Origin of the sequence: Collinsella sp. UBA1693 (assembly GCF_002320115.1) — a bacterium.
Classification (GTDB): Bacteria; Actinomycetota; Coriobacteriia; order Coriobacteriales; family Coriobacteriaceae; genus Collinsella; species Collinsella tanakaei.
In genome coordinates this window covers 59,045-81,487 of the sequence record NZ_DCJT01000005.1, presented here as the reverse complement: position 1 = coordinate 81,487, position 22,443 = coordinate 59,045, and the positions used below count along the sequence as shown (strand labels likewise).

The window sequence follows — 22,443 nt, the reverse complement described above, 5'->3', positions numbered from 1 at the left end:
TGTCGGATGATTGAATACATTGACCCCGTCTCTCCAGGGGAGCTGCTTAAGGAAGAGTTCCTTGTTCCTATGGGTATTTCTCAGTATCGTCTAGCGAAAGAGACCGGTATTCCGGCACAGCGCATTGGGCAAATTGTGCTTGGCCGCCGTTCTGTTACGGCGGATACCGATCTTCGCTTGTGCCGTTTTTTTGGTTTAACGGATGGATATTGGCTTCGTGCTCAAGCGGCTTACGACACTCAACTTGCTCGTCGTCGACTTTCCGATGATCTTGATAAGATCGTTCCTTGGGATAGTGCGGCGATGGGCTAGATGAACGGCGTTTGACGCGTTGCGGTTTTGCCTATGCGAGGCCCGATTGTGATAGCAGCAGGTCTGTAAGCACCGCCTCGACGCGCTGGATATCATCGCGCGGCACCCACTCGTTAGGCTTGTGCGCCAGCGCGAGCGATCCGGGGCCGTAGCTCATGCAGTTATGGTTTGAGCGGGTTCCCGCTATGACGGCGGTATCCGTGTAGCCGGTGAAATAGCTCACCTGCGCGGGCGCCCCCGTGGTTTGCTCGACCGTTTTGCTAAGGGCCGCCAGCAGGGGAGAGCTGGAGTCGCGCTCGATGGGAGGACGATCGCCCGTGATGCGGTAGGCGCCTTGGATGCCCGCAACCTCTCGCTGCGCCCTCTCGATTGCATCCTGAACTATCGTTTCCGCCTTCGCCGTGGTTGCCGGAGGTACCAATCGCATGTCGATCCACGTGGTGCATGCATCCGGGACAACGTAGGGTTGGTATCCGCCTTGAACCATGCCAAAGGTAACGGTCGAGGCGCCCAGCTCTGCATGGTGCGGCAGCGCCTCGATGCTGCGGCGAATGTGGCTGATTGCCTCCGCCGTTGCTGCGACGGCATCTGCTCCTTCCCAAGGCTGGCTTGCGTGCGCGGTGACGCCCTTGATATCGAGCTCGAACCATGTGCGCCCCTTATGCGCAACCTGGATCTGGTTGTCGGTGGGCTCGGTGTCCAGCACCCACTCGTCCGTGCCGACCCAGCCCGCATCGATAGCGGCTTCAACGCCGCGCATGTTGGCTTCTTCGTCCACGGTACAGATGAGCGAGAACCCACGCTCTGGTTGAGTGCCGGTATGCTCCATGGCGTCCATTAGCGAGAATAGAGCGGAGAGAGCGCAGGCAAGTCCGCCTTTCATGTCGCATGCGCCTCGCCCGTAGAGGCGGTTCTCGCGGACGGTTGCTCCTAGCGCGGGCGTGTCCGTGCTCCAGCCCTCGCCTAAGGTGACGGTATCCATGTGGCAGATGTAGACCAGATTGGGCGCGCTGCCATATCCCGCTACGGTGACGTTGAGATTGCGCCGAGTGGGGAAGACCTCGAGCTCCTTGATGGAGATATGCTTTACAAGGCATGCGGGCATGCTTGAAACGCGCTGCTCTACCAGTAGTTTGATATAGCGTTCGATCGTATCTTCTTGCGCTCCAGGATTAGAGCTATCTATACGCACCAATTGTTGCGCCAGTCGCCATGCATTCATCGGCTTCCCTTCGGTAGCAAAACAAGAGGCGTGCACGTGGCTCGCCTCTTATGATTTGCCTCCCAGTGCTTACCTTACTCCTTTTTGCGAGATGATGTACGGGAGCGTTGCAAATAGAACGTTTTTAGAAGGGTCGGCGGTCATTGATACATATCGACGTTTTCGACGCGGGGCCACAGGGCCAAGGGCGGGTGCGGAGCATGAAGTACGGCCCGACCCAACGCCGTAGTAAACGTTAATGGGCCGGGCCGTGTGAAAGTGGCGAATTGGAGAAGCCGATAGCAAGCCTGGAAACGAAAAAGCAAATCCAGGAAGCGCTACTTGATGACGCGGACGCGGTAGATCGCGGGAATCTGCTTGAGCGCCTCGATGGTAGAGGAATCCAGATGCTCGTCCGTGTCGAACATGGTGTAGGCGTTTTCGCCGGCGCTTTCGTTAACCATGCGCTGCACGTTGGCGTTATCCTTTGCCAGGATGGCGGTGATCTGGCCGATCATATTGGGTACATTGGCGTGCAGGCAGGCGATGCGGCTCGCGGCGCGCGCCTTACCCATGTTGCAGGCGGGGTAGTTGACGGAGTTGGCGATGTTGCCGTTTTCCAGATAGTCCTTGAGCTCGGAGATGGCCATGTCCGCGCAGTTGGCCTCTGCCTCGCCGGTGCCGGCGCCGGAGTGGGTGGTGATGTAGGTGTTGGGCATCAGCACGGTCTTGGGGGTGGCGAAGTCGCCGGCGAACCAGGAAAGCTTGCCGGATTCAAGCGCTGCGTGCACGGCGTCCTCGTCGATGATGGTTTCGCGCGCATAGTTGATGAGTACCGCGCCCGGAGCCAGAAGGGCGAGCTGTTCCGTACTGATCATGCCCTTGGTGTCCGCCTTGGACGGAACGTGCAGGGTTAGGTAGTCGCAGCCGCGGCACAGGTCCTCGAGCGTTCCCACGCGCTGGACGTTTTGAGACAGCGCCCATGCGTGCTCGACAGAGATGAAGGGATCGTAGCCGTAGACATCCATACCCAGGTCGACGAGGGCGTTCGCCACCTTGGAGCCCACGTTGCCCAGGCCAACTACGCCAACGCGCTTGCCCTTGAGCTCTCGGCCAACAAAGGCCTTCTTGGCCTTTTCAGCATCCGCGAGAATGTTGGGATCGTCCGCGTTGGCGCGCACCCAGTTCATGGACTGCACCACGCCGCGGCTGGACAGAATCATCATGGCGAGCACCAGCTCTTTAACGGCGTTGGAGTTGGCGCCGGGCGAGTTGAAAACCACCACGCCGCGACGGGCGTATTCCTCGACGGGAATGTTGTTCACGCCGGCGCCGCAGCGGGCGATGGCGCGGATGCCCTCGGGTAGGTCGTAGCCGTGCAGGTCGGTCGAGCGCATAAGGATGGCGTCGGCTTCTTCCGCCGTGGCTACAAAGTCATAGCCCTCTCCAAATTCCACGTCGCCGTCTTTGGTGATGTCGTCGATAGTCTTGATGTGACGCATGGTTGCAAGTCTCCTTTTGGTTGCATGGATGAGATGGAAGCTTCTGGGTGGGCCCGCCGGCACCGCTGCGCGCGGAATCGATGCGCGCAGGGTCGATGCGGGCTACAAAGATTGCTGTCCCATACAATGCAGCGATTCAAACTCGTCCATCCATGCCGCCAGCGCCCGGACGCTTTCAAGTGTGACGGCGTTGTAGATGCTGGCGCGCATGCCGCCGGCAACGCGGTGTCCCTTGATGTTGGCAATGCCGCGTTGGGCCGCGCCCGCGATGAATTCCGCGTCAAGCTCTTTGCTGGGCGTGCGGAAGGTGACGTTGGCGATGGAGCGGCTGTCCTTTTGGGCGGTGCCGCAGAACAGCTTGCTGTTGTCGAGCAGGTTGTAGAGCAGGTTCGCCTTGGCGCGGTTGCGCTGTTCCATGGCGACAAGACCGCCGGTTTCTTCGATCCAGCGGAAGATCTTGCCGCATACGTAGATACCAAAGGTGTTGGGCGTGTTGTACATGGAGCCCTTGTCTGCCTGGATGCGATAATCCATGTACGTGGGGCAATAGGGGTTGGCAGGGCTCTGCCCAATGAGGTCGTCGCGGACAATGACCACGGTTACGCCCGCGGTGCCCGCGTTCTTCTGCGCGCCGGCGTAGATAAGGCCGTAGCGCTCCACGTCGATGGGGAGCGACAAAAAGCAACTTGAGACGTCTGCCACCAGCGGAGTATCGCCGCAGTTGGGAAGCGTGTGGAACTGCGTGCCAAAGATGGTGTTGTTCTGGCAAATGTAGACGTAATCCAGGTCATCGTCCACACACGCCCGCTCAACGGCGTCGAGTGCGGGAATCCTGTCGAAATGCGTGTCCTCGCTTGAGGCGAGCACGCGGGCATCGCCGTAGCGAGCGGCCTCTTGCCAAGCCTTCTTTGCGAAGTTGCCCGTGACTACGTGTCCGCACCGGCCGCGCCGCATGAGGTTCATGGGGATGCCGGCGAACTGCAGGGTGGCGCCGCCCTGCAAAAACAGGACGCGGTAGTTTGAGGGTATGCCCATGACGCGTCGAAGCGCGGCCTCAGCATCGTCGATAATAGCCTGGTACGCGGGGGAGCGATGACTCATCTCCATTACGGACATGCCGGAGTCGCCGTATTCCGGCAGCTCGTTTTTGATTTCCTCCAGCACGCTCAAGGGCAGGGCGGCCGGGCCGGCGGAGAAGTTGTGCACGCGTGTCATCGTCAAATGACCTCCCTTGCGGGGTCCAGGAATTTTGCCTTAGTACTCTACTATAGTGGAGTATGTTCCATGTAATGAAAACGTTACCTAACATAGCAGACGGCGCCGGGAAGGTCTCGGCGCGCGATGCGGGGACGTCTTCTTTTAATAACCGCATTCATGGTAGGTTGATGGCGAATGGGGCATATCGTCTTTTTTGCGATACCGGGAACCAGAAAGTGTAAACTATCACTTGAAGGTTGAAGGTTTACTCCTGAGGGGGGGAGATATGGCGACGTATGTAACCTCGGATGCTCACGGTCATGTTCGGGCGCTTGATCGCGCGCTCGAGCTTGCAGGACCCGGTAGCGGCGACGTCGTCTACGTGTTGGGCGATATGGTTGATCGCGGGCCGGACCCCGTTGGCGTGCTGCGTCTGGTGCGCTCCCTTCCCAACGCTCGCGTGCTCATGGGCAACCACGAGCGCATGCTGCTGGATACCTTGATGAGCGAGGACGAGCGCGAGGTCTTTATTTGGGAGATGAACGGCGGGTCCACTACCGCGCGCGGCTTGGATTCGCTGGCGTCTGATGAGGCGGCCGACCTTATCGACTGGATCGCGCAACTGCCGCTTTTCGATGTGGTCGAGGTGGACGATCGCCGTCCGGGCGCCGCGGCGCGCGCGGGTGTGCTGGGCTGCGATGCTCGTCGTACCTACCTGTTGACCCACGCCGGCATAGACGCGCTTGCGGCGCGGGCGTATCTTGCGATGGCCGGCACGGCTGGATCCGCGGGGGCTTTTTCAGACGCCGCGGGTTCCAGCGTTGCATCGGGCGCAGACGTGGCGACGCTGCGCGATATGATGGCGAGGCAGTCTGCCGACGACCTGCTGTGGATACGTTCCGAGTTTTGGGGAGCGCCTACGGGCCTTGTGGGTCCGGACGGGCGCGGACCGGTTGTTGTGGCGGGGCACACGCCATCGATCTTGCTGCGTCGCTACGCAACGTTGATGGGCGGCACCGGCGCACATGAAGGTATGTACGGATGCATGGTGGAGGTTGGCGCCACCGCAAGCACCTTTGGCGAGGCGGACCGCATCTGCGTGGATTGCGCTGCGGCGACGGGCTATCCTTCTGGCCGCGTGGGCGTGATGCGTCTTGAGGACCGCCGCGTGTGGTATGCGGAGGTTCGCGAGGGCGAGTAGGGGCCCGCGGCAGAACAGGCGGCGCCGCTTATCTCAATCGAGTTGCTGATGCCGGGGTAAGGTTTCCTTGACCTGCCCTTACAGGCCAAAAAGATAGGCTAACGCCTCATCCCAGCTCTCTTCCACAACGGACCATGTGCCGTCGGCATCCTGTTGGAGGTCGAGCACGATGGTGGTTTCATACATTTCGTTGCTGGCGGCAAGGGCCTGCAGATAGGTGTCTGTGAAGATCTGGGCAAATTCCTCGTCCGTAGTGTCTGCCAGACCAGGGTCCGCCGCCGCCTGGTCCAGCAAATCAGACCAAAGGCCGACAAGCTCAAAGCCATCCCTTGCGGTGACGTTGACGTAGGCGTAGCCCTCTTGGTCCGCGATAAACACGCCATCGTCCTCATATTCAAGCCCCAGAACGGACCATGTTGCGTAAAGCGCGGGATCGCAGCCCTGCATGTATGGGGCAAGCTCGGCGTCATCGTTGACATACTGGGTGAATAGATCTGCGATCGCGGCGGCGTCCTGCTCGTTTTGGCTTGCAAGGGCGTCCATCTTGTCCTCGACCGCGGTCCACGCCCGCTGCTGATCGGGCGTGTAGCCCTGGTCTACGCCGATGTTGCTGGCGGGTGAGCCAAGCGAGCCGTACATGCGCGATGCGACGGTTATGCTGAGGATTATGAGTATTAGGACGAGGAGGGACAAAACGGTGCCGATGATGCCGGTAATCTTGCCGGCGGTAAGGGCTCCGCTGTATTCTGCGCGACGGGCCGACCGGATTGCCAGGGCTATTGCCGCAATACCCATGATGGTGCTGATGATGGGCAAAAAGCACAGAAGGATAGAAGCGATGCCAAAGATGAGCGCCGGAACACCGGTGCTTTTTGCCGCGGGCACCGGCTGCTGCGGGGCGGGCGGGAACGTTTGGGGCGCGGCTGGCGCGGGCCCGGGCTCGGGACCCGGCAAGGGAGCGGCTGGCGCGGGCGCCGTCGGCACGGGGGCCTGGGGCGCACGGTTTGTCGGGGCGCCATCGCTTGCCTTTGGTGGCAAGCCGCTTTTTGCCGATACGCTGCCAACGGTGTTCCAAGGGTTTCTATCTGCGGATGTCTTACCTGGTTGGTTCATGGCTTCTCGCCTTACGGGTTATGCGGCGCTGCGGCCGGCGGGAGCATCATTGTTCTATAGTAGCGATGCCGGGCGCGTTTGCGTATAGGGCCCCGGCCCAGCGGTGGCTTTTCGCAGCATGCCGCTTTGCCCGGTGAGTCGATCAACCAAACGGATTGCGCTCGCGGGTGATGGCGCGGCGGATGTTGATGTATTCCAGCACGATCAGCACCAGCAACAGCAGCATCACCAGAAGGTAGCTCAACACGGCGCCCATCAGCTTGAGCGTCGCCACCAAGATGAGCGGCGCCACAACGCTGGCGGCAAAGGCGATGAGGTAGAGCTTCATGACATCGTCCTGGCGACGCAGCACGGTAATGATGGCGTAGAGAAAGTCGATGGCCGCGGTGATGCCGCCGGCGGCGATCATAAGCAGGGCATGGTTGCGGAATCGCTCGAAGTTCACGCCGTACATGAAGCTCATGATGGGAATGCCGATGGACCCCATGAATAGCGCGGTCGCTACCGTGATTCCCAGGATGACCGCCATGACGGCAAACACCACCATGTCAAAGCGACGGCGCTTGCGCGGGTTGGACCAAATGCTTGCCAAGCGCAGCATCTGAGGTTTGTAGACAAAGCCAATCGCCAGCAAAATACCCTGCGCAGGGAAGTACAGCGCGTTGAAATAGAGCTGGTTTTCATAGGGCAGCATGCCCTCCATCACAAACTTGGGCATGCTCTCGATAAGGTTGAATAAAAACAACGCCGCAAACAGCGGGAAGCATTGGCGAAGCAGGGAACCCACCTCGCCCATATTCCAACGGTGCGACTTTTCCGTCTCGAGCAGGGCCAGGGGAGCGGAGACCAAGACCAGCGACGCGCAGGCGACCACGGCCATCGCGACGGACGCCACCGCCAAGTTGCGCGTGATAAAGAGCGCCACGGAGAACACGGCCGCCACCGCGACCGAGCGCAGCGCCTGGCTGATGCCGGCAAGATAGAGCTTGTCCGCTTGCTGTAGGCGCCCCTCGTACACATCCGCTAGGCCGTCGACCATCTTATATATGTAGACGCCCACGGAGACGGTCATCATGTAGGGCTCGTATCCGCGCAGCGTGCAGTACAAAATACCGGTGACCAGCGCCAGCATGCTGGTGATCCAGCGATTGATTTGATAGGACGAGAACGAGTTGACCTCGTCTATGTCCGACACCTGGTAGTTGCGCACGCCGTAGTTGGCGGCGATCATAAGCAGCGTGCCGGTGACAAACGCCATGGAGAACATGCCCGCCTGCTCGGTGCCCACCAACTGCGTGCTTACAACCGTGAGCAGGGGAAACACCATGCCCCATACGCCTATGCCCACCGTGTTCCACAGGTAGTCGCGCTTGGTGCTGTGCGATTCGTACTCGGCTTCCTGCTCACTGAGCGAACCCTCGTAGATTGATTGCAGCAGGCGGTTCCACCACTGGTTGACCATGCGCGCCACAAAGGTTTGCTCGCGGTCCGGCCGCCGGCGCTGGTCGCGTCCCGTGCCGCGCCTTGATGCGGTGGAGGGGCGGGACCCCTTTGTGACGGTGGCGCGCCTGCTTTGCGGGCTGCCCACAACTATATCGCCGCGCCTCGCCATGCGTTCGCGGATGATGTCCAAAGGAGTGTTTGCCACGCTAGCCCGCCTTGTCCTCGTCACTTTGTTCTTATCGATCTCATCACGCCGGCTTGTACGTTACTTGCTTGCTGAGATGTTTGGCAAATCATTATAGTTTCGCCAGAAATGTGGCGCGCGACAATACTATTGGGTAACAACAAATGTTGCTCGTCCCAAGGCCGCGCGGAGTGCGCTATCCTTTTGCACGTTTTATACGGTACCGGCGCGACAAGCTGCGAGTTAGCCGCGTCGCCGGACAGTGTTGGGGACTCTGTATGGATTTTGTCTCGTTTGTTTTGGCCCTTGTGCCCATTTTGTGGCTCGTTGTCATGCTCTTGGTATTCAAGTGGCCCACGTGGAAGGCCGCTATCGGCTCTTTTGTGGCGTCGTTTCTGCTCGCCGTGGCGTACTGGCATATGCCGGTTGACCAGGCGGCCACCGCAAGCCTTGAGGGTTTTCTCATGGCGCTGTGGCCGATTGTGCTGGTTATTATCGCCGCGGTGTTTACGTATAACCTGTGCGTCAAGACCGGCGCTATGGACGTTATCAGCCAGATGATCACCTCTATCTCTAGCGATCGTAGGATTTTGGCGCTGTTGGTGGCATGGTGCTTTGGCGGCTTTATGGAGGGCATGGCTGGCTTTGGCACCGCCGTCGCCATTCCCGCCGGCATGCTTGCCGCGCTTGGCTTCTCGCCTATCCCCGCGGTGCTGATGTGCCTGCTCGCTAACGGCGTTCCCACCCCGTACGGCTCCATTGGCATCCCCACGGTGTCGCTTGCCAACTTGGTGGGGCTTGATTCCGCGCAGCTGGCGTCTACTCAGATGCTGCAGCTTTCGCCATTTTTCCTGATCGCCCCGTTCTTGATTGTGTACGTGGCGGGTGGCTCTTCGCTTTCCGGCGACGCTTCTGGCGCCAAGGTGGGCTTTGCCGATCGCTTTAAGGGCGTTTTGCCGCTTACCCTGGCCTCTGCCGTGGCGTTTGTCTTGCCCACCTATGCGGTCGCCACGTTTGTTGGTCCCGAGCTCTGCGTGGTTGTGGGCAGCATCTGCTCGCTGGCGGTCACCGCCCTTATGGCTATGCGCACGGAGCGCTCCGGTAAGCTGGACAGCGCCTTTCATATGGAGGCTTCCGCCGGGCAGGAGCTGGATGCGCGCTCCGCATTCAAGGCGTGGTCGTGCTTTATCTTTATCTTCATCCTGCTGCTGGGCACCTCTAAGCTGGTGCCGCCCGTGAACGGTTTCCTGGCGCAGTTCGCCACCACCGTCACTGTGTTTAACGGCGATAACCCCGGGTCGCTTACCTTCTCTTGGATCAACACCCCGGGTGTGTGGATATTCCTGGCCGCGTTTGCCGGCGGTCTTATCCAGGGCGCGAGCCTGCGCACCATGGGCGGGGTGCTGGTTGCCACCGTCAAGCAGATGATGCCCACCGTGATTACCATGCTTTCCGTTTTGGGTTGCGCCAAGGTGATGGGTTACTCCGGCATGATCTCTTCCATCTCTTCATTCTGCATTGGCGTGGCCGGTGCGTTCTTCCCGCTGGTCGCTCCTTGGATTGGTATGGTCGGCACTTTTGTCACCGGCTCCGGCACCAGTTCCGGTATGTTGTTTGGCCAGGTGCAAAGCGAGGCGGCCCAAGCGCTTTCCGCCGACCCCTACTGGATGGTGGCCTTGAACTCGCTGGGCGTCGCCGCCGGCAAGATGCTCTCGCCGCAGACGCTGGCTATTGGTCTTGCCGCCGTGCGCGTCACCGGCAAGGATGCCGAGCTTCTCAAGGCCGTTCTGCCGTACGCCCTGGCGTTTCTGGTTGGTATGAGCGCGCTTGCCTTTATTGGCGCCTAGCGGTTCCCGTCTCATTTGATCTTGAATCCAAGCTGCCTGCATCTAGTTCTAAATAAATATCAAGGCTCTCAAAACCCCGTCGGCTTCCCCTTGGGCGCCGGCGGGGTTTTCTCATATGTGGTGACCTTGCGCAGGTGGAGGATGGCGATTCAAAAGATGTTAACCTGTTAACAACAACCCGTAAGATGTTAATGTGTTAACAAGTAGATGAAAGGAGGCGGCGGTGGATCAAGGGGACGAGAAGGAGCAGGAGAGGTTCGAGGACTTCGTAGGCGTGATTTCCGCCCTGTCGAAGGAGATCCAGCGCATCAAGATGGTCGAGGCGGCAAAGCTTGGCATCAAGGGCGCTGACGTGATGCTGCTCTACCAGCTGGCACGCCACCCGCAGGGGCTTACCAGCGCGGAGCTCGCCCGGCGATGCGGCGTGACGCGCGCCGCCGTCTCCCGCGCGCTGGCCACCCTAGAGGATAAGGGGTTTGTCACGGTGCAGCCGGATCCAGGGACCGGCAGGTATCGCGCGGCGGTGATGCTCTCCGCTCGCGGTGCCGCCGCTATGGAGTCCGCAACTCAGATCATCGACCTCGTGGTCAGCGAGTCCGGCGATGCGGTGTCCGAGCGCAACCGCTCGATCATGTACTCGTCACTTTCGACCATTCTCGACCAACTCAAAAAGATCTCGCGCGACTAGCGCTCGCGCGCAATGAACCCAGGAGGTACATCCATGCCCGTACGTATCATTGCTGATTCCGCCTGCGACATGGCGAGCGCCGATCATCCGCAGCTCACCGTTTTGCCGCTGACCGTTGCCTTTGGCACCACCGTGTACCAAGACGGCGTCGATTTGAGCCATGAGCGCTTCTACGAGCTGCTTATCGAGGGCGACGAGCTGCCCAGCACCGGCCAGGTGAACCCGTATGCCTATACGCAGGCGTACGAGGAGGCCGTCGCTGCGGGAGAGGACATTGTGGTCATAGCCCTCTCGTCCAAACTCTCCGGCACGCATCAAAGCGCCGTGACCGCCGCCGCGCAGATCGATGCGTCCGTGCGCATTGTGGACACGCAAAGCGTTACGGTTGGCGAGCACATTTTGGTGAAGTACGCGCTGCAGCTGGTGGACCGGGGGCTTGATGCCCAGCAGATCGCCGACGCCGTTGAAGCCGCGCGCGACCGCGTGGTTGTCATCGGCCTGCTCGATACCCTTGAGTACCTGCGTCGCGGCGGCCGAATTTCCGGCGCGATGGGCGCGGTGGGCGAGATGCTTTCCATCAAGCCCGTGGTCACCGTTGAGGACGGCGAGGTCCACTTGATGGGCAAGGCGCGCGGATCCAAGAACGGGCGCAACCTGCTGACTAAGAAGATCGAGGAAGTGGGCGGCGCTGACTTCTCCATGCCTATCGAGCTTGGTTACGCCGGTTTGGACGATAAGCTGTTGCGCAAATACATCGCGGACAGCCGCGCGCTGTGGGAGGAGTATCCCGGGGAGGAGCTGCCCGTCCACTCCGTGGGCGCGACCATCGGTACGCATGTGGGGCCCGGCGCCATCGCGCTGGCGTTTTTCAAGAAGGCATAGAACCTGTCGGGGAACCGTGTCGTAGCGTGTTGCCTTAAGCGAATAGCCTTGTTTCCGGCGAATGCGAGCCCGCACGGGGATTCTTCGGTATCATCTACCAAGGCATCCCCGTGCTTTTGCATGCGCTAGCATGGTGGGGTCTTTTGCAGGGATGAAGGGGGAACCATGATCAAGGCCGCGTTTTTTGACATCGACGGCACGCTGCTTAGCTTTAAGACGCATAAGATGCCGGAATCGACCAAGCGGGCGTTGGCGACGCTGCGCGAAAAAGGGATTTTGACCATAGTCTCCTCTGGTCGCCCCACCTACCAGCTGCCCCCGTGCATCAAGACCGGGTTCGACTCCTACATCACCTTGAGCGGCCAGCTGTGCTATGACGCAGACGGCGTCTTTCGCTCCAACCCCATTTCCAAAACTGGCGTGGCCAGCGTGGTGGAGCAGGTCAAAAGCGGTTGCTACGAGGCCCTTGTGCTGCAGGGCGACAGGGCGTTTTGCAGCAAGCTCACCGATGACGTGGCGGAGGTGGCGCGCGCTGCCGGCCTTGAGTACGAGCCCGATGACATCGATCGCACCTTCGATGCCCCGGTGTATCAGTTCTGTGCGTTTTTGGGACAGGACCGCGAGCATATCATCACCGACGCCATTCCGGATGTCGCCACCACGCGCTGGACGCATCTGTTCTGCGACATCATGCCCGCAGACGGCGGCAAGATTCATGGTGTCCGGGCGGCGTTTGAGCGCTACGGCATCTCGCCGCAAGAAGCGATCGCGTTTGGCGACGGCGAGAACGACCTCTCTATGTTTGAGGCCGTCGGTACCGGAGTTGCCATGGGAAACGCCTGGGACACGGTGAAGGAGCGCGCGGATTACGTTACAACCTCGGTGGACGATGACGGTATTTGGAAGGCATGCGAGCACTTTGGCCTTCTGTAGCCCATCGGCCTCATTTCGCCCATGTTCCTCTTCGGAGAACGGCTGAGCGCTACGTTCAGTTCTGCGACACCTCTACGCTGACCTCCTCGCTTGACAGCCAGCGTCGCCAGGTTTCCTACCTTAAGGCGTTTACCAACAAGGTGCTCCAGAATGCAACGGGCGACCCCGCGGCCCTGCTGAGCCTGTACCAGACAGCACAGGACTACACCTGGACCAACCTTGGCTTTGATCAGTTCTCCTATTTGGCAAACACTATGCTGGCGAAAGGCATGACTTCCTTTGACGTGGTCACCCTGGCTGGCGAGATGGGCGAGGGCGAAACCTATGCGGAGTTCCATCTTAATCAGGATGCGGTTTACCAGACCGTGCTAGATACGTATTACACCCCGGTGGACGAGTAAACTTGCGTATGCAAAGGCCCCGTGCATGAAAGCGTGCACGGGGCCATATTTTGCGCGGTTGGTAGATTCACGTCCGTTCTCATCCAGGCTCTGCGCATTAGTCGGCTTGGCGGTCCTATAGAGCTGCGTCAGTGACAGGGGAGTCCCCAAGGCAGTCCGGGCATATGCCGGTGAACAGGGTACTGTGATCGATGCCGGCAAAGCCCGTTTGCGCACCGCATGCCTCATCAAGGCCAAGGTCATAGGCGAGCGGAACGTCTTGCACTCGTCCGCATTTTCTGCAAAGAATGTGCGCGTGCCCGTCCGACCTCCAATCAAAGCGGTTGCCGCCCGGCGTTTTGACCGAGCTGATGATCCCCGCTTCTTCAAGAAGGTTGAGATTGCGGTACACGGTGCCGCGGCTGATTTTCTCGTCCTGCTGGCGTACGTCCAAATAGATATCGTCCGCTGTCGGATGATCATCGTGCGCGCGAACGGCGTCGAGCACAAGCGCGCGCTGGCGCGTGTTGCGTCTCTGCACACCCATGGTGACCCCTTTCGATGCATCTATACCGCCCCGGTAGCATAAGCGTGCGTCGTAGCGCGACGCGCGGGCAGTGCGATGCAAATAATAAATGTCATAACCTCACTTGTATATTTCAACAGAATTCGGTCCGTATCTCAAGTTTCTGCTTGACATCTCCTTGTGCCTACTCATAATAAGACTCAGTACTAATAATGACAGCAAACAGCTGTGATGAGAGGAGACTAATTATGTCGCTTATCGGAAAAGAGATCGCTGATTTTTCCGTCCAGGCCTATCAGAACAACGAGTTCCGCACCGTCACCAAGGACGACGTCCTGGGCAAGTGGTCGCTGTTCTTCTTCTATCCCGCTGACTTCACCTTTGTGTGCCCCACGGAGCTTGAGGACCTGGCGAACAAGTATGCGGAATTCTCCGCTGCCGGTTGCGAGGTGTACTCCGTTTCCACGGACACGCACTTTACCCACAAGGCCTGGCATGAGACCTCTGAGCGCATCGGCAAGGTAGCCTATCCTATGCTTGCCGACCCCACCCACGCGCTTTCCCGTGACTTCGAGGTGCTCATTGAGGAGAACGGCTTGGCCGAGCGCGGCGCCTTCATCGTCGATCCCCAGGGCAAGATCCAGGTGTACCAGGTGAACGCCGGCGGTATCGGCCGTAATGCGGACGAGCTGTTCCGCCTGCTTCAGGCAGCCCAGTTTGTCGCCGAGCACGGTGACGAGGTGTGCCCGGCTAAGTGGCAGCCCGGCGCCGAGACCCTTAAGCCCTCGCTTGACCTGGTGGGTCAGCTGTAAGGAGAGCCTTCTTCGAGGGTATTCGCGATGCGCTTGCTCGACGCGATTTCGCACATGAGCCCCCTTGGGGCAAATACACGATCCTAAGAGGGGCCGCGGTGGGGAAGAGATCCCTCGCCGCGGCCCCTTTGCCGGGCGGGCGCCGTTATGGCTGCTTTCCCGGCTTATAACGTTGGAGGACCAATCTATGGACATCGATAAGCTCTATGATGCCGTCATCATTGGTGGAGGGCCTGCCGGCCTCACCGCTGCAATCTATCTCGCCCGCGCACGTTACCGCGTGCTGGTTGTTGAGAGGGATCATTTTGGAGGCCAGATCACCATTACCGATGAGGTGGTGAACTATCCCGGTGTGTACGCCGCCAGCGGCTCGCAGCTCACGGAGACCATGAGACGCCAGGCCCAGGCCTTTGGTGCCGAGTTCATGCTCGCGGAAGTGACGGGCTTTGATCTGGATGGCGATGTCAAGCGGGTGAAGACCTCTAAGGGCGATATCCCCTGTTTCGCAGCCCTGCTCGCTACGGGCGCCAGTCCTCGCAGCGTTGGTTTTGCGGGCGAAGATGAGTTTCGCGGCCACGGCGTCGCCTATTGCGCCACGTGCGATGGCGAGTTCTTCACCGGCAAGGACGTCTTTGTTGTTGGCGGCGGTTTCGCCGCGGCGGAGGAGAGCGTCTTTCTCACCAAGTACGCGCGCCACGTCACCGTTTTGGTGCGCGAGGATGATTTTACCTGCGCGCCCGCTGCCGCCGAGGAGGCGAAGCGCAACAAGAAGATCACCGTGCTCTACAACACCGAGGTGGTTGAGGCGACGGGTGATTCCGCGTTGCGTACCCTGCGCTACCGCAATATCAAGACCGGCGAGGAGGGCGTCTACCGCGCAGATGACGGCGACACCTTTGGCATCTTTGTCTTTGTTGGCTACGCACCCGCGACCCAGCTGGTCAAAGGCATCGCCGAGCTTGATCCCTTTGGCTACGTGCTGACCGACGAGCACCAGATGACCTCTGCAGACGGACTATTTGCGGCGGGAGACGTGTGCGTGAAGAGCCTTCGCCAGGTTGCCACAGCGGTAGGGCAGGCGGCGCAGACCGCAACGGATATGGAGCGCTATCTCAAGGCCGCGCAGGAACGTACCGGTCTTGTGCCCGCGGCGCCGGCGGGACGCCCCGTGGCTGCTACCGGGAGTGCATCCGGTGCTGGTGCGGGCGCGGGCGCAGAGCCCGGCGCGGCGGGTTCGCGGGCAGGCGCTGTCGCCGGCTCCTCGTCCTTGTTTGACGACTCCATGCTTGCGCAGCTAAATACCGTATTCTCCCGTATGGAGCGCTCTTTGGTGTTGCGGCTGCATACAGACGGATCCGATCTGTCTTCCGAGCTTCGCGCGTATATGGACGAGATTTGCGGCCTTACGGACAAATTGCATCTGGAGGAGGCGGAGGCGGCTACGGACTCGCCGGCGGGCGAGGGGCTTCCCTACGTTGAGGTATGCGACGCCGAGGGGAACCCGCTGGGTTTAGCGTTTCATGGAGTTCCGGGCGGCCACGAGTTCACCAGCTTTGTGCTGGGCCTCTATAACGCCGCAGGGCCCGGTCAGCCTATCGCCCAGGATGACGAAGCGCGGATCTCAGGGCTGGTGGACGAGGTTTCCATCAAGGTACTTGTGTCGCTTTCTTGCACCATGTGCCCGGAGACGGTCGTGTCCGCACAGCGCATCGCTGCAGACAATCCACGCGTAACGGCGCACGTGTTCGACGTCGCGCACTTCCCGCGGCTCCGCGAGCGGTATAACGCCATGAGCGTGCCGTGCGTGGTGGTCGAGCGCGGCGGTGCCGAACGCGTGTCATTTGGCAAGAAGAACCTAAGCCAGATGCTCGACGTGCTGGGTCAATAGCGGACCTCGAACCCCTTGCTGTCCGTCTGCGGCGTGCGGTCCTGCTCCTCGTCCAACCAGATGCGGTTGTTAAAGCGGCGGTAGTAGGCATGGACGGCATCTAGGTGCGCGGCAATGGCGGCGGGCGGCCCCTGGATCTCCATCTCAACCGATCCGTCGCTGTTGTTGCGTACCCATCCGGTGAGGTTAAGTTGGTTGGCGATGCCTTGATTGGTCCAACGGAAGCCCACGCCCTGGACGGTGCCTATAAAGCGCAGGTGCAGGCGTAGCTGAGCGGGTTCGCTTTGGGCCTCGCCGGTGTCGCAGCTTTGGTCTGACGCCTGGTGCAGCCGTGCAAGGAGACTTTCCTCTACAGGACTGCGCTGGTCCGCTTTGCTGGGGCGGTCCTCGTCACCCAGGTCATATTTGGATGAGCGGGATACGATTCGGTCGATAAATCCCATGCGGCGCCTCCCTGCGTCTTACTGGTCTTGTTTGTCGCTGGGGAAGACCACGCCCGCCTGGCGGCGTGCGGCGTCCATGATCTCAAGCGACTCCAGGCTTATGGCTTGCAGGTCGCCCACGCTACCCAGCCAACCGGCGGGTGCGTCGGCGGCGTGGGCGCCTGCTTGCGTAGCCAGCACGGCGTCGATGAAATCATCCAGCTCATAGGCCATGGTGTTGGGGCAACCGGGCAGCTCAAGCGCACTTGCGGTGGTCGAGGTGCTGGAATACCCAACGCTGTCGGCCGCCTTGGTTTCGCGAAGGTCGATGCGCGCGTTCGAGGGCATCGACACCCCGCTGAACGTGAGCGTGCCCAGTTCGCCCTCTATTTGGTTTTCGGCCAAATCAGAGGTGATCTTGGAGTAGTGAAGCGTCGCTATGTGACCGGGGTAGCTTGCGCAGATCACGCCCGCGCCGTCTATGGCGCCTCCCGTGATGCCTCGTGTGTCATCGTCCAAAAGGGCCGCTGTGCACTGCACGGTTTGGGGCTTACCAAACAGGGCGACCAGTGGTTCCACGCAGTAGACGCCGATGTCCATAAGCGCGCCGGATGCCATGGCGCAATCGAAGATGTTGGTGCGGCGGCCCGCCAGCACGTCCGTATAGCGCGAGGAGTATTTGCCAAAGCGCAAGGTGGTGCGGCGGATGGTGCCCAGGCGCGGCAGGGCGTCGCGGATCTGGCGCAGGGCCGGGTCGTGAAGGGGGCGCATGGCTTCGAGTGCGACCACGTTGTGTTTTGTCGCCTCGTCAAAGAGCTCGGAGGCTTGGTGTTGGTTTGCGCAGACTGGCTTTTCGACCAGCACGTGCTTGCCCGCGCGAACGCAAGCGAGCGCCTGGCTGTAGTGAATGGCGTTGGGGGAGCCTATGTATACGGCGTCGACGTCAGATGATGCCGCGAGATCTTCAACGGAAGAGAACCCGCGATCGCCACCGTGTGCCTGCGTGAAGGCCTCCGCGCGCTGGGCGTCGCGCGAGCAGGCGCCCACAAAGACGGCGCGCGGGTTTGGTTTGAGCACCTCCAACAGACTGCTGGTTATCATGCTGGTGCCGATGGTGGCGATGCGAATCATGGCGGCTCCTTTGGTCTGGTTGGGTCTAGTCGGCGTCTCCCTCGACAAATCCCGTGTCGATGTCAAGTGTACCCGAGTCTGCCGCGCTGGTTGCCAGCTGGTCGCAGCGCTCGTTGAGCGGGTGGCCCGCATGGCCCTTGACCCACATGAACGTGACCCGATGGGGCTCCTTTGCGGCAAGCAGGCGCTTCCACAAATCGATGTTCTTCACCGGCTTTTTTTGCGAGGTCTGCCAGCCGCGGCGCTGCCAGCCTTCGACCCAATGCTTGTTGAAGGCGTTGACCACGTACTGCGAGTCTGAGTGCAGCTCTACCTCGCATGGGCGCTTGAGGGCCTCCAGTGCTACGATTACGGCGAGTAGCTCCATGCGGTTGTTGGTGGTGCGCTCGTAGCCGCGCGAGAGCTCCAGCACGTGCTCTTTGCCGGATGGGGTGACGCAGCTTAAAACCGCTCCGTAGCCGCCGCGCCCCGGGTTGCCTCGCGCCGCGCCGTCCGTGTAGACGATAACCCTCACCAGTTCCTCCTTAGTTGCCGTGTTCAAGGTCAACCATTCTACCCCTTGCGTATGCGTTCGGTGCTAAAACGTCTTTTCCAATCAGCCGCGCATACAGCGGGTCATCGGAAATCTTTAGAATAGTTTCCTTTGTGCAACTATTTGGGTAAAAATGATGGTAATCTCGATGCATATAATGAAACGCCGTTGCGTCGGACTGCGACTCGTTCGCCGCGGCGCATCGAGCTTGCTTTAACGGGAGGCCCTCATGTCGAAGACCGCCATCAAGATCTGCCCCAAGTGCTCTGGTATCAAGGGTAAGCACCTTAAAGAGGTTTTGACTAAAGATGATTATTCATGCGGTTGCTTTGGTAAATGCCTAAAGAAGAATCCCGAGCTCGAAGGCAAGGCCTATGCACGCATCAACGGGAAGCTGGTGGCCTGCGATTCGCGCAAAAAGCTCATCAAAAAGATGGTGGCCGCGGTAGCGTAGAGGGGGGGGTCACGGAGCGGAATAGCGCCTACCGGCCCCTCTTTGGCCGAATTTGGGCTTTTGGGACGCCTGGATTTCTTGATAGCTGTTGGCGCGCGAGGCTACGTTGATAGGGTTGAGCGCCTTTTTCCGTGGGTATATTGGACGCTATGTATCAATCTGTCCTAAAACGGATGAAGGAGTGGACCGACGGTGGCCCAGGGTAACGACGATTTCAACAATGACGATTTCCAAGACATGCTCCATAGCATGTTTGGTTTTTCTGAAAATGGATTTGGATCGGGCTTTGGCGGCTCGTCCTCATCTGATGCTCATGACGGACCCATTCCCGTTGATGCGGTTATCGATGGGGAGGAGCGCCGCGCTGGGTCCGGTGGCTCTGCTGCTGGCAAGGGTTCCAGCAAGGGCGGTTCCGGTTCCTCCCGTCACGGTGGAAGGCACCGCGGGCGCCGTGCGCCCAGTCCCATCGCCCAGCGTATAGCGCAATGGAGCCGCCGCGCGTTTATAGCGCTTGTCATCTTGCTGGTCGTGGCTTTGGTTGCGGGTTACTGGTGGTTCCATCCCGCCCTCAACTTACAAAGCCCCGGTGTTTGGATGTGGGTTCTGGTTATCGCCATGGCCGCTATCTTCGGCTTCAAGATCGCCGCGCTGAGATCCGAGAAGCATGAGAAGCTCTTCAACCGCTTGGTCTTTGTTCCCGCCGCCGTCATCGTCCTATTCTTCCTTGGCGTGCTGTGGGGCGAGCCGTTCATGCCGGGTAACGCCGAGCGCTACGCGACCGTGCTTAACACCACGGACGGAGACTTCGCCAAGGACATCGAACAGGTGGATTATTCCGAGGTCCCGGTTATCGACCGCGATTCCGCCGTGCTGCTTGGCAACCGCGCCATGGGATCTATTCCTGAGTACGTGAGCCAGTTCGAGATCAGCCCCGCCTACAGCATGATCAACTACCAAGGACGCCCGGTGCGCGTGAGCCCGCTTACGTACGCGGACCTGTTCAAGTGGTTTTCCAACCGCAGCCAGGGCATTCCCGCATACGTGCTGGTTGACATGGTGACCCAGGAGGCAGAGGTAGTCCGTTTGAAGGACGCCATCAGGTACAGCGAGTCCGAGCCCCTGGCGCGCAATATCGACCGCTACGCGCAGCTGAAGTATCCCACCTACATGTTTGACCAGAAGTCCTTCGAGCTGGATGAGGAGGGGACGCCCTGGTGGGTGTTCCCCGTGCAGAAGCGCACCATCGGATTGTTTGAAGGAACAACCGTGAGCCGTGTGGTGCTCGTTAACGCGTGCACGGGCGAGACCGAGGACTACGCCGTTGAAGACGTGCCTAGCTGGGTTGACCGTGCCTACCCCAGCGACCTGCTGATCCAGCAGTACAACTGGAGCGGCGCCTACGCTAAGGGCTGGCTCAACTCCTGGTTGGGACAGCAGGGCGTGGTGCGCACAACGCCGGGCACTGACGGCCAGCTTGGCTACAACTACCTTGCGCAGGGCGAGGATATCTACCTATATTCCGGCGTGACCTCCGTTACCGCTGATAACTCCAGCGTTGGCTTTATCTTGGTGAACCAGCGTACCGGCGAGTCGCATTTCTATTCCGTGCCGGGCGCGACCGAGGATTCCGCCATGGCTTCTGCCGAGGGCCAGGTACAAAACCTTAAGTACCAGGCGACCTATCCGTTGCTGCTGAACGTCTCCGGACAGCCCACCTACTTTATGGCGCTGAAGGACAACGCCGGTTTGGTCAAGATGTATGCCATGATCAACGTGCAGCACTACCAAAGCGTCGCGACCGGCTCCACCGTTGCGGCGACCCAAGAGAGCTATCTGTCTATGCTTGCTGCCGATGGCACCTTAAGCGAGGATGAGGCCGCCGCATCCGGTGCTGAAGAGAAGGCCTCCGGCAAGATCGCAAGCATCGCGCAGGCCGTCATCGACGGTAACTCCCATTTCTACGTGACACTTGAGGGCGATGATGCCATCTACGACTTCGCTCTGCCCGATATGTTGGATATTGTTCGCTACCACGTTGGCGATGCCATCGAGTTCTCGTATGCCAAGCCCGTCGAGGGCGATGATGCGGAAACCGACGACGCGGCGACGCGTCAGGTTACCAAGTTCGGAGCCACCCGAGCGACCACGCAGGGCAAGGATTCCGATGAGGCGTCGCCCGAGGCTGATGCCTCCGACGCCGCCGCCACGGCGTAGATGAAGCACGCCTTCGCGCGGAAACACACGGATTTTTGAGGCCCGCAGCCCTCTCCATGTTGCAATGGGGAGGGCTGCGGGTTTTGTCGGAGGCGGTGCGCGACGTCATTATGCACGCGGGCAATTTGCGAACTGCCGATTCTAATTCTTTCATACAGGCGGAGTTCATGAAATAAAGCCGTCAGCGTTTGGTGTGGCAATTGAAACGCTTCAGGTGGGCATGGGATTATTTCCATAGACTTGATAGTTCTTCCGAGTGAGATGGCGAGGCCGCGCCTGGGACTATTTGACTTGCTATTCTTCGTAATGTTGGAGACAAACTATATCTAAACGTTAGATATATAACTATCGTAGCTGCGTGAAATCCCTTCCGATGCCGGTTTCAGATGGGCGACAACGGCATATCGTGCGGCATTTGCTCATGTATAAGCTTGGAGTTACCCACCTCGTGGCCCTCATTGACCATACTGATCGAGAGTGCCTTCGCCCGCGAGGCCGTCGTGGGTGAGTATCATGACAAGCGTACGCTTTTAACAGGTGGGAGGCCTTATGGAATGCATTCGCTGGGGTATTCTGGGCGCGGGCTCGATCGCGCATCGCTTTGCCGCGGCGCTCGAGCGCGTCGAGGGCGCCGAGCTTGTGGCGATCTCTGGTAGGAACGCGGAGCGACTCTCCGCTTACGCTGAAAAGCATCGCGTTGACATGGGCAAGTGCTATGCGAGTGCAAGCGATAATGGATGGAAAGCGCATGAGCGCTTGCTGTTGGATGACGACGTGGACGCCGTGTACATAGCTCTGCCTCACGGCTTGCATGCTACTTGGAGCTGCCGGGCGCTGTCGGCCGGCAAGGCAGTGCTGTGCGAGAAGCCGGCGGTTCTCGCCGGGGCGCAGGCGGATGAGGTCGCCCGCGCGGCTCGTGAATCCGGCGCGCTGTTCATGGAAGCGATGAAGCCGCGCTTTACACCTGTTCGCTCGCGTGTTCACGAGCTGCTCGATAGCGGTGAGCTGGGGGCGGTTGCAAGCGTGGACGTGGCCCATTTACTCGATTACGGAGAGCTTCGCGATAGCTACCTGCTCGATCCCGATCAGGGAGGAACGTTGTATGACCTTGGCTGCTACGGGGTCGCGTGGACGGAGGATATCCTGGCCGGCGATGTTGCCGTCGAGCGGGCGGAGGTGCGTTGGATCGAGGGGCGCGGTGGAGTATCCGTCGACATCGCGGATGAGGTCCGCCTTCGCATCGGCGACGTTCCCGTGCGCCTCGATTTCTCGGGTGATAGCCAGACGTATAAGGTCGAATGCCGTATTGATTGCGAGCGCGGTACTATCCTTGTCCCCATGTTTCACCGTCCTTCATCTTTGGTGGTGACGCGGGGGAATGGTGGACCCATGATTGAGGACATGCCGCTTGTGGTCGATGACTTCTACGGCGAGATTGCGCATTTCTGCGGGCTCATGCGCTCGGGCAAAAGCGAGAGTCCCGTCATGCCGCTTGCATCCACGGTTCGCACGGCGCAGATCATCGATGCCATCCGCGCGGCATGGGGTCCTCGCCCTGTACTGCATCAAGCGTAAAGGGCA

The 22,443-nt window shown here is 60.0% G+C and carries 21 protein-coding genes; 12 read left to right on the top strand and 9 right to left on the bottom strand.

Features of this window, described 5'->3' with window-relative positions; genetic code table 11:
* The first annotated feature begins 6 nt into the window (after nucleotides 1–6).
* Nucleotides 7–312: a HigA family addiction module antitoxin gene (locus B3H65_RS02660; protein ID WP_040362073.1), complete on the top strand. Its 306-nt coding sequence runs from the start codon at nucleotides 7–9 to the stop codon at nucleotides 310–312.
* A 31-nt stretch (nucleotides 313–343) separates the two neighbouring features.
* On the opposite strand, the gene B3H65_RS02655 is transcribed toward B3H65_RS02660, so the two are convergent.
* The 3 genes from B3H65_RS02655 to serC form a co-directional block, all read right to left on the bottom strand.
* Complete coding sequence (locus B3H65_RS02655) at nucleotides 344–1,417, bottom strand: M20 family metallopeptidase (RefSeq protein WP_286684035.1); 1,074 nt, start codon at nucleotides 1,415–1,417, stop codon at nucleotides 344–346.
* A 434-nt stretch (nucleotides 1,418–1,851) separates the two neighbouring features.
* The gene (locus B3H65_RS02650) at nucleotides 1,852–3,015 is read right to left on the bottom strand and encodes a phosphoglycerate dehydrogenase (RefSeq protein WP_009140126.1); all 1,164 of its coding nucleotides are present in this window, start codon (nucleotides 3,013–3,015) and stop codon (nucleotides 1,852–1,854) included.
* Between the two features lie 102 nt (nucleotides 3,016–3,117).
* Nucleotides 3,118–4,230 carry a 3-phosphoserine/phosphohydroxythreonine transaminase gene (gene serC, locus B3H65_RS02645; RefSeq protein ID WP_286684073.1) on the bottom strand — a complete coding sequence of 371 codons (1,113 nt, stop codon included), beginning with the start codon at nucleotides 4,228–4,230 and terminating at the stop codon, nucleotides 3,118–3,120.
* A gap of 268 nt (nucleotides 4,231–4,498) precedes the next feature.
* Between serC and B3H65_RS02640 the strand changes: the two genes are divergently transcribed.
* Entirely contained in the window at nucleotides 4,499–5,413 is a 915-nt protein-coding gene (locus B3H65_RS02640) for a metallophosphoesterase (protein WP_286684034.1), read from the top strand.
* A 78-nt stretch (nucleotides 5,414–5,491) separates the two neighbouring features.
* Here the strand turns inward: B3H65_RS02640 and B3H65_RS02635 are convergent, their stop codons facing one another.
* On the bottom strand, nucleotides 5,492–6,526 hold the full coding sequence (locus B3H65_RS02635; RefSeq protein WP_286684033.1) for a hypothetical protein: 1,035 nt from the start codon (nucleotides 6,524–6,526) through the stop codon (nucleotides 5,492–5,494).
* Between the two features lie 142 nt (nucleotides 6,527–6,668).
* Entirely contained in the window at nucleotides 6,669–8,174 is a 1,506-nt protein-coding gene (locus B3H65_RS02630) for a lipopolysaccharide biosynthesis protein (protein ID WP_286684032.1), read from the bottom strand.
* Between the two features lie 257 nt (nucleotides 8,175–8,431).
* Between B3H65_RS02630 and B3H65_RS02625 the strand changes: the two genes are divergently transcribed.
* The 5 genes from B3H65_RS02625 to B3H65_RS02605 all read left to right on the top strand — a co-directional run bounded on the left by B3H65_RS02625 (nucleotide 8,432) and on the right by B3H65_RS02605 (nucleotide 12,904).
* Nucleotides 8,432–10,000 carry an L-lactate permease gene (locus tag B3H65_RS02625; protein ID WP_286684031.1) on the top strand — a complete coding sequence of 523 codons (1,569 nt, stop codon included), beginning with the start codon at nucleotides 8,432–8,434 and terminating at the stop codon, nucleotides 9,998–10,000.
* A 223-nt stretch (nucleotides 10,001–10,223) separates the two neighbouring features.
* On the top strand, nucleotides 10,224–10,688 hold the full coding sequence (locus B3H65_RS02620; protein ID WP_286684030.1) for a MarR family winged helix-turn-helix transcriptional regulator: 465 nt from the start codon (nucleotides 10,224–10,226) through the stop codon (nucleotides 10,686–10,688).
* A gap of 33 nt (nucleotides 10,689–10,721) precedes the next feature.
* Entirely contained in the window at nucleotides 10,722–11,570 is an 849-nt protein-coding gene (locus B3H65_RS02615; protein ID WP_286684029.1) for a DegV family protein, read from the top strand.
* A gap of 165 nt (nucleotides 11,571–11,735) precedes the next feature.
* Nucleotides 11,736–12,503, top strand: a complete 768-nt coding sequence (locus B3H65_RS02610) for a Cof-type HAD-IIB family hydrolase (RefSeq protein WP_286684028.1) — start codon at nucleotides 11,736–11,738, stop codon at nucleotides 12,501–12,503.
* The gene (locus tag B3H65_RS02605; RefSeq protein WP_286684027.1) at nucleotides 12,479–12,904 is read left to right on the top strand and encodes a hypothetical protein; all 426 of its coding nucleotides are present in this window, start codon (nucleotides 12,479–12,481) and stop codon (nucleotides 12,902–12,904) included. The genes B3H65_RS02610 and B3H65_RS02605 overlap by 25 nt, the downstream gene beginning before the upstream one ends.
* 115 nt (nucleotides 12,905–13,019) lie before the next feature.
* Here B3H65_RS02605 and B3H65_RS02600 read toward each other — a convergent pair whose 3' ends face one another.
* Complete coding sequence (locus B3H65_RS02600; RefSeq protein ID WP_278562417.1) at nucleotides 13,020–13,430, bottom strand: Fur family transcriptional regulator; 411 nt, start codon at nucleotides 13,428–13,430, stop codon at nucleotides 13,020–13,022.
* Nucleotides 13,431–13,657: 227 nt separating this feature from the next.
* On the opposite strand from B3H65_RS02600, the gene ahpC reads away from it, so the two are divergent.
* Complete coding sequence (gene ahpC / locus B3H65_RS02595) at nucleotides 13,658–14,221, top strand: alkyl hydroperoxide reductase subunit C (protein ID WP_117679058.1); 564 nt, start codon at nucleotides 13,658–13,660, stop codon at nucleotides 14,219–14,221.
* A 187-nt stretch (nucleotides 14,222–14,408) separates the two neighbouring features.
* The gene (locus B3H65_RS02590; protein ID WP_286684026.1) at nucleotides 14,409–16,109 is read left to right on the top strand and encodes an FAD-dependent oxidoreductase; all 1,701 of its coding nucleotides are present in this window, start codon (nucleotides 14,409–14,411) and stop codon (nucleotides 16,107–16,109) included.
* Here the strand turns inward: B3H65_RS02590 and B3H65_RS02585 are convergent.
* From B3H65_RS02585 to rnhA, 3 genes are read right to left on the bottom strand one after another with little or no spacing between them, the layout of a single operon-like run.
* A complete protein-coding gene (locus B3H65_RS02585) occupies nucleotides 16,103–16,552 on the bottom strand; it encodes an acylphosphatase (protein ID WP_286684025.1) in 450 nt (149 codons plus the stop codon). The two genes, B3H65_RS02590 and B3H65_RS02585, sit on opposite strands and share 7 nt — an antisense overlap.
* A gap of 18 nt (nucleotides 16,553–16,570) precedes the next feature.
* Complete coding sequence (locus tag B3H65_RS02580; RefSeq protein WP_286684024.1) at nucleotides 16,571–17,662, bottom strand: Gfo/Idh/MocA family protein; 1,092 nt, start codon at nucleotides 17,660–17,662, stop codon at nucleotides 16,571–16,573.
* A gap of 25 nt (nucleotides 17,663–17,687) precedes the next feature.
* Entirely contained in the window at nucleotides 17,688–18,176 is a 489-nt protein-coding gene (gene rnhA, locus B3H65_RS02575) for a ribonuclease HI (protein WP_117679062.1), read from the bottom strand.
* Nucleotides 18,177–18,423: 247 nt separating this feature from the next.
* On the opposite strand from rnhA, the gene B3H65_RS02570 reads away from it, so the two are divergent.
* The 3 genes from B3H65_RS02570 (at nucleotide 18,424) to B3H65_RS02560 (ending at nucleotide 22,437) form a co-directional block, all read left to right on the top strand.
* Nucleotides 18,424–18,648 (top strand): hypothetical protein, encoded by a 225-nt coding sequence (locus B3H65_RS02570; protein ID WP_009140144.1) that lies wholly within the window; start codon nucleotides 18,424–18,426, stop codon nucleotides 18,646–18,648.
* Between the two features lie 192 nt (nucleotides 18,649–18,840).
* A complete protein-coding gene (locus tag B3H65_RS02565) occupies nucleotides 18,841–20,862 on the top strand; it encodes a Tat pathway signal sequence (protein ID WP_286684023.1) in 2,022 nt (673 codons plus the stop codon).
* A 549-nt stretch (nucleotides 20,863–21,411) separates the two neighbouring features.
* The gene (locus B3H65_RS02560; RefSeq protein ID WP_286684022.1) at nucleotides 21,412–22,437 is read left to right on the top strand and encodes a Gfo/Idh/MocA family protein; all 1,026 of its coding nucleotides are present in this window, start codon (nucleotides 21,412–21,414) and stop codon (nucleotides 22,435–22,437) included.
* Nucleotides 22,438–22,443: the final 6 nt, after the last annotated feature.

Bases quoted from the DNA above. Each gene is read 5' to 3' on its own strand.
- B3H65_RS02660 (WP_040362073.1), top strand. From the start codon at position 7: ATGATTGAATACATTGACCCCGTCTCTCCAGGGGAGCTGCTTAAGGAA.
- B3H65_RS02655 (WP_286684035.1), bottom strand. From the start codon at position 1,417: ATGCCCGCATGCCTTGTAAAGCATATCTCCATCAAGGAGCTCGAGGTC.
- B3H65_RS02650 (WP_009140126.1), bottom strand. From the start codon at position 3,015: ATGCGTCACATCAAGACTATCGACGACATCACCAAAGACGGCGACGTG.
- serC (WP_286684073.1), bottom strand. From the start codon at position 4,230: ATGACACGCGTGCACAACTTCTCCGCCGGCCCGGCCGCCCTGCCCTTG.
- B3H65_RS02640 (WP_286684034.1), top strand. From the start codon at position 4,499: ATGGCGACGTATGTAACCTCGGATGCTCACGGTCATGTTCGGGCGCTT.
- B3H65_RS02635 (WP_286684033.1), bottom strand. From the start codon at position 6,526: ATGAACCAACCAGGTAAGACATCCGCAGATAGAAACCCTTGGAACACC.
- B3H65_RS02625 (WP_286684031.1), top strand. From the start codon at position 8,432: ATGGATTTTGTCTCGTTTGTTTTGGCCCTTGTGCCCATTTTGTGGCTC.
- B3H65_RS02615 (WP_286684029.1), top strand. From the start codon at position 10,722: ATGCCCGTACGTATCATTGCTGATTCCGCCTGCGACATGGCGAGCGCC.
- B3H65_RS02610 (WP_286684028.1), top strand. From the start codon at position 11,736: ATGATCAAGGCCGCGTTTTTTGACATCGACGGCACGCTGCTTAGCTTT.
- B3H65_RS02605 (WP_286684027.1), top strand. From the start codon at position 12,479: ATGCGAGCACTTTGGCCTTCTGTAGCCCATCGGCCTCATTTCGCCCAT.
- B3H65_RS02600 (WP_278562417.1), bottom strand. From the start codon at position 13,430: ATGGGTGTGCAGAGACGCAACACGCGCCAGCGCGCGCTTGTGCTCGAC.
- ahpC (WP_117679058.1), top strand. From the start codon at position 13,658: ATGTCGCTTATCGGAAAAGAGATCGCTGATTTTTCCGTCCAGGCCTAT.
- B3H65_RS02590 (WP_286684026.1), top strand. From the start codon at position 14,409: ATGGACATCGATAAGCTCTATGATGCCGTCATCATTGGTGGAGGGCCT.
- B3H65_RS02585 (WP_286684025.1), bottom strand. From the start codon at position 16,552: ATGGGATTTATCGACCGAATCGTATCCCGCTCATCCAAATATGACCTG.
- B3H65_RS02580 (WP_286684024.1), bottom strand. From the start codon at position 17,662: ATGATTCGCATCGCCACCATCGGCACCAGCATGATAACCAGCAGTCTG.
- B3H65_RS02570 (WP_009140144.1), top strand. From the start codon at position 18,424: ATGTCGAAGACCGCCATCAAGATCTGCCCCAAGTGCTCTGGTATCAAG.
- B3H65_RS02560 (WP_286684022.1), top strand. From the start codon at position 21,412: ATGGAATGCATTCGCTGGGGTATTCTGGGCGCGGGCTCGATCGCGCAT.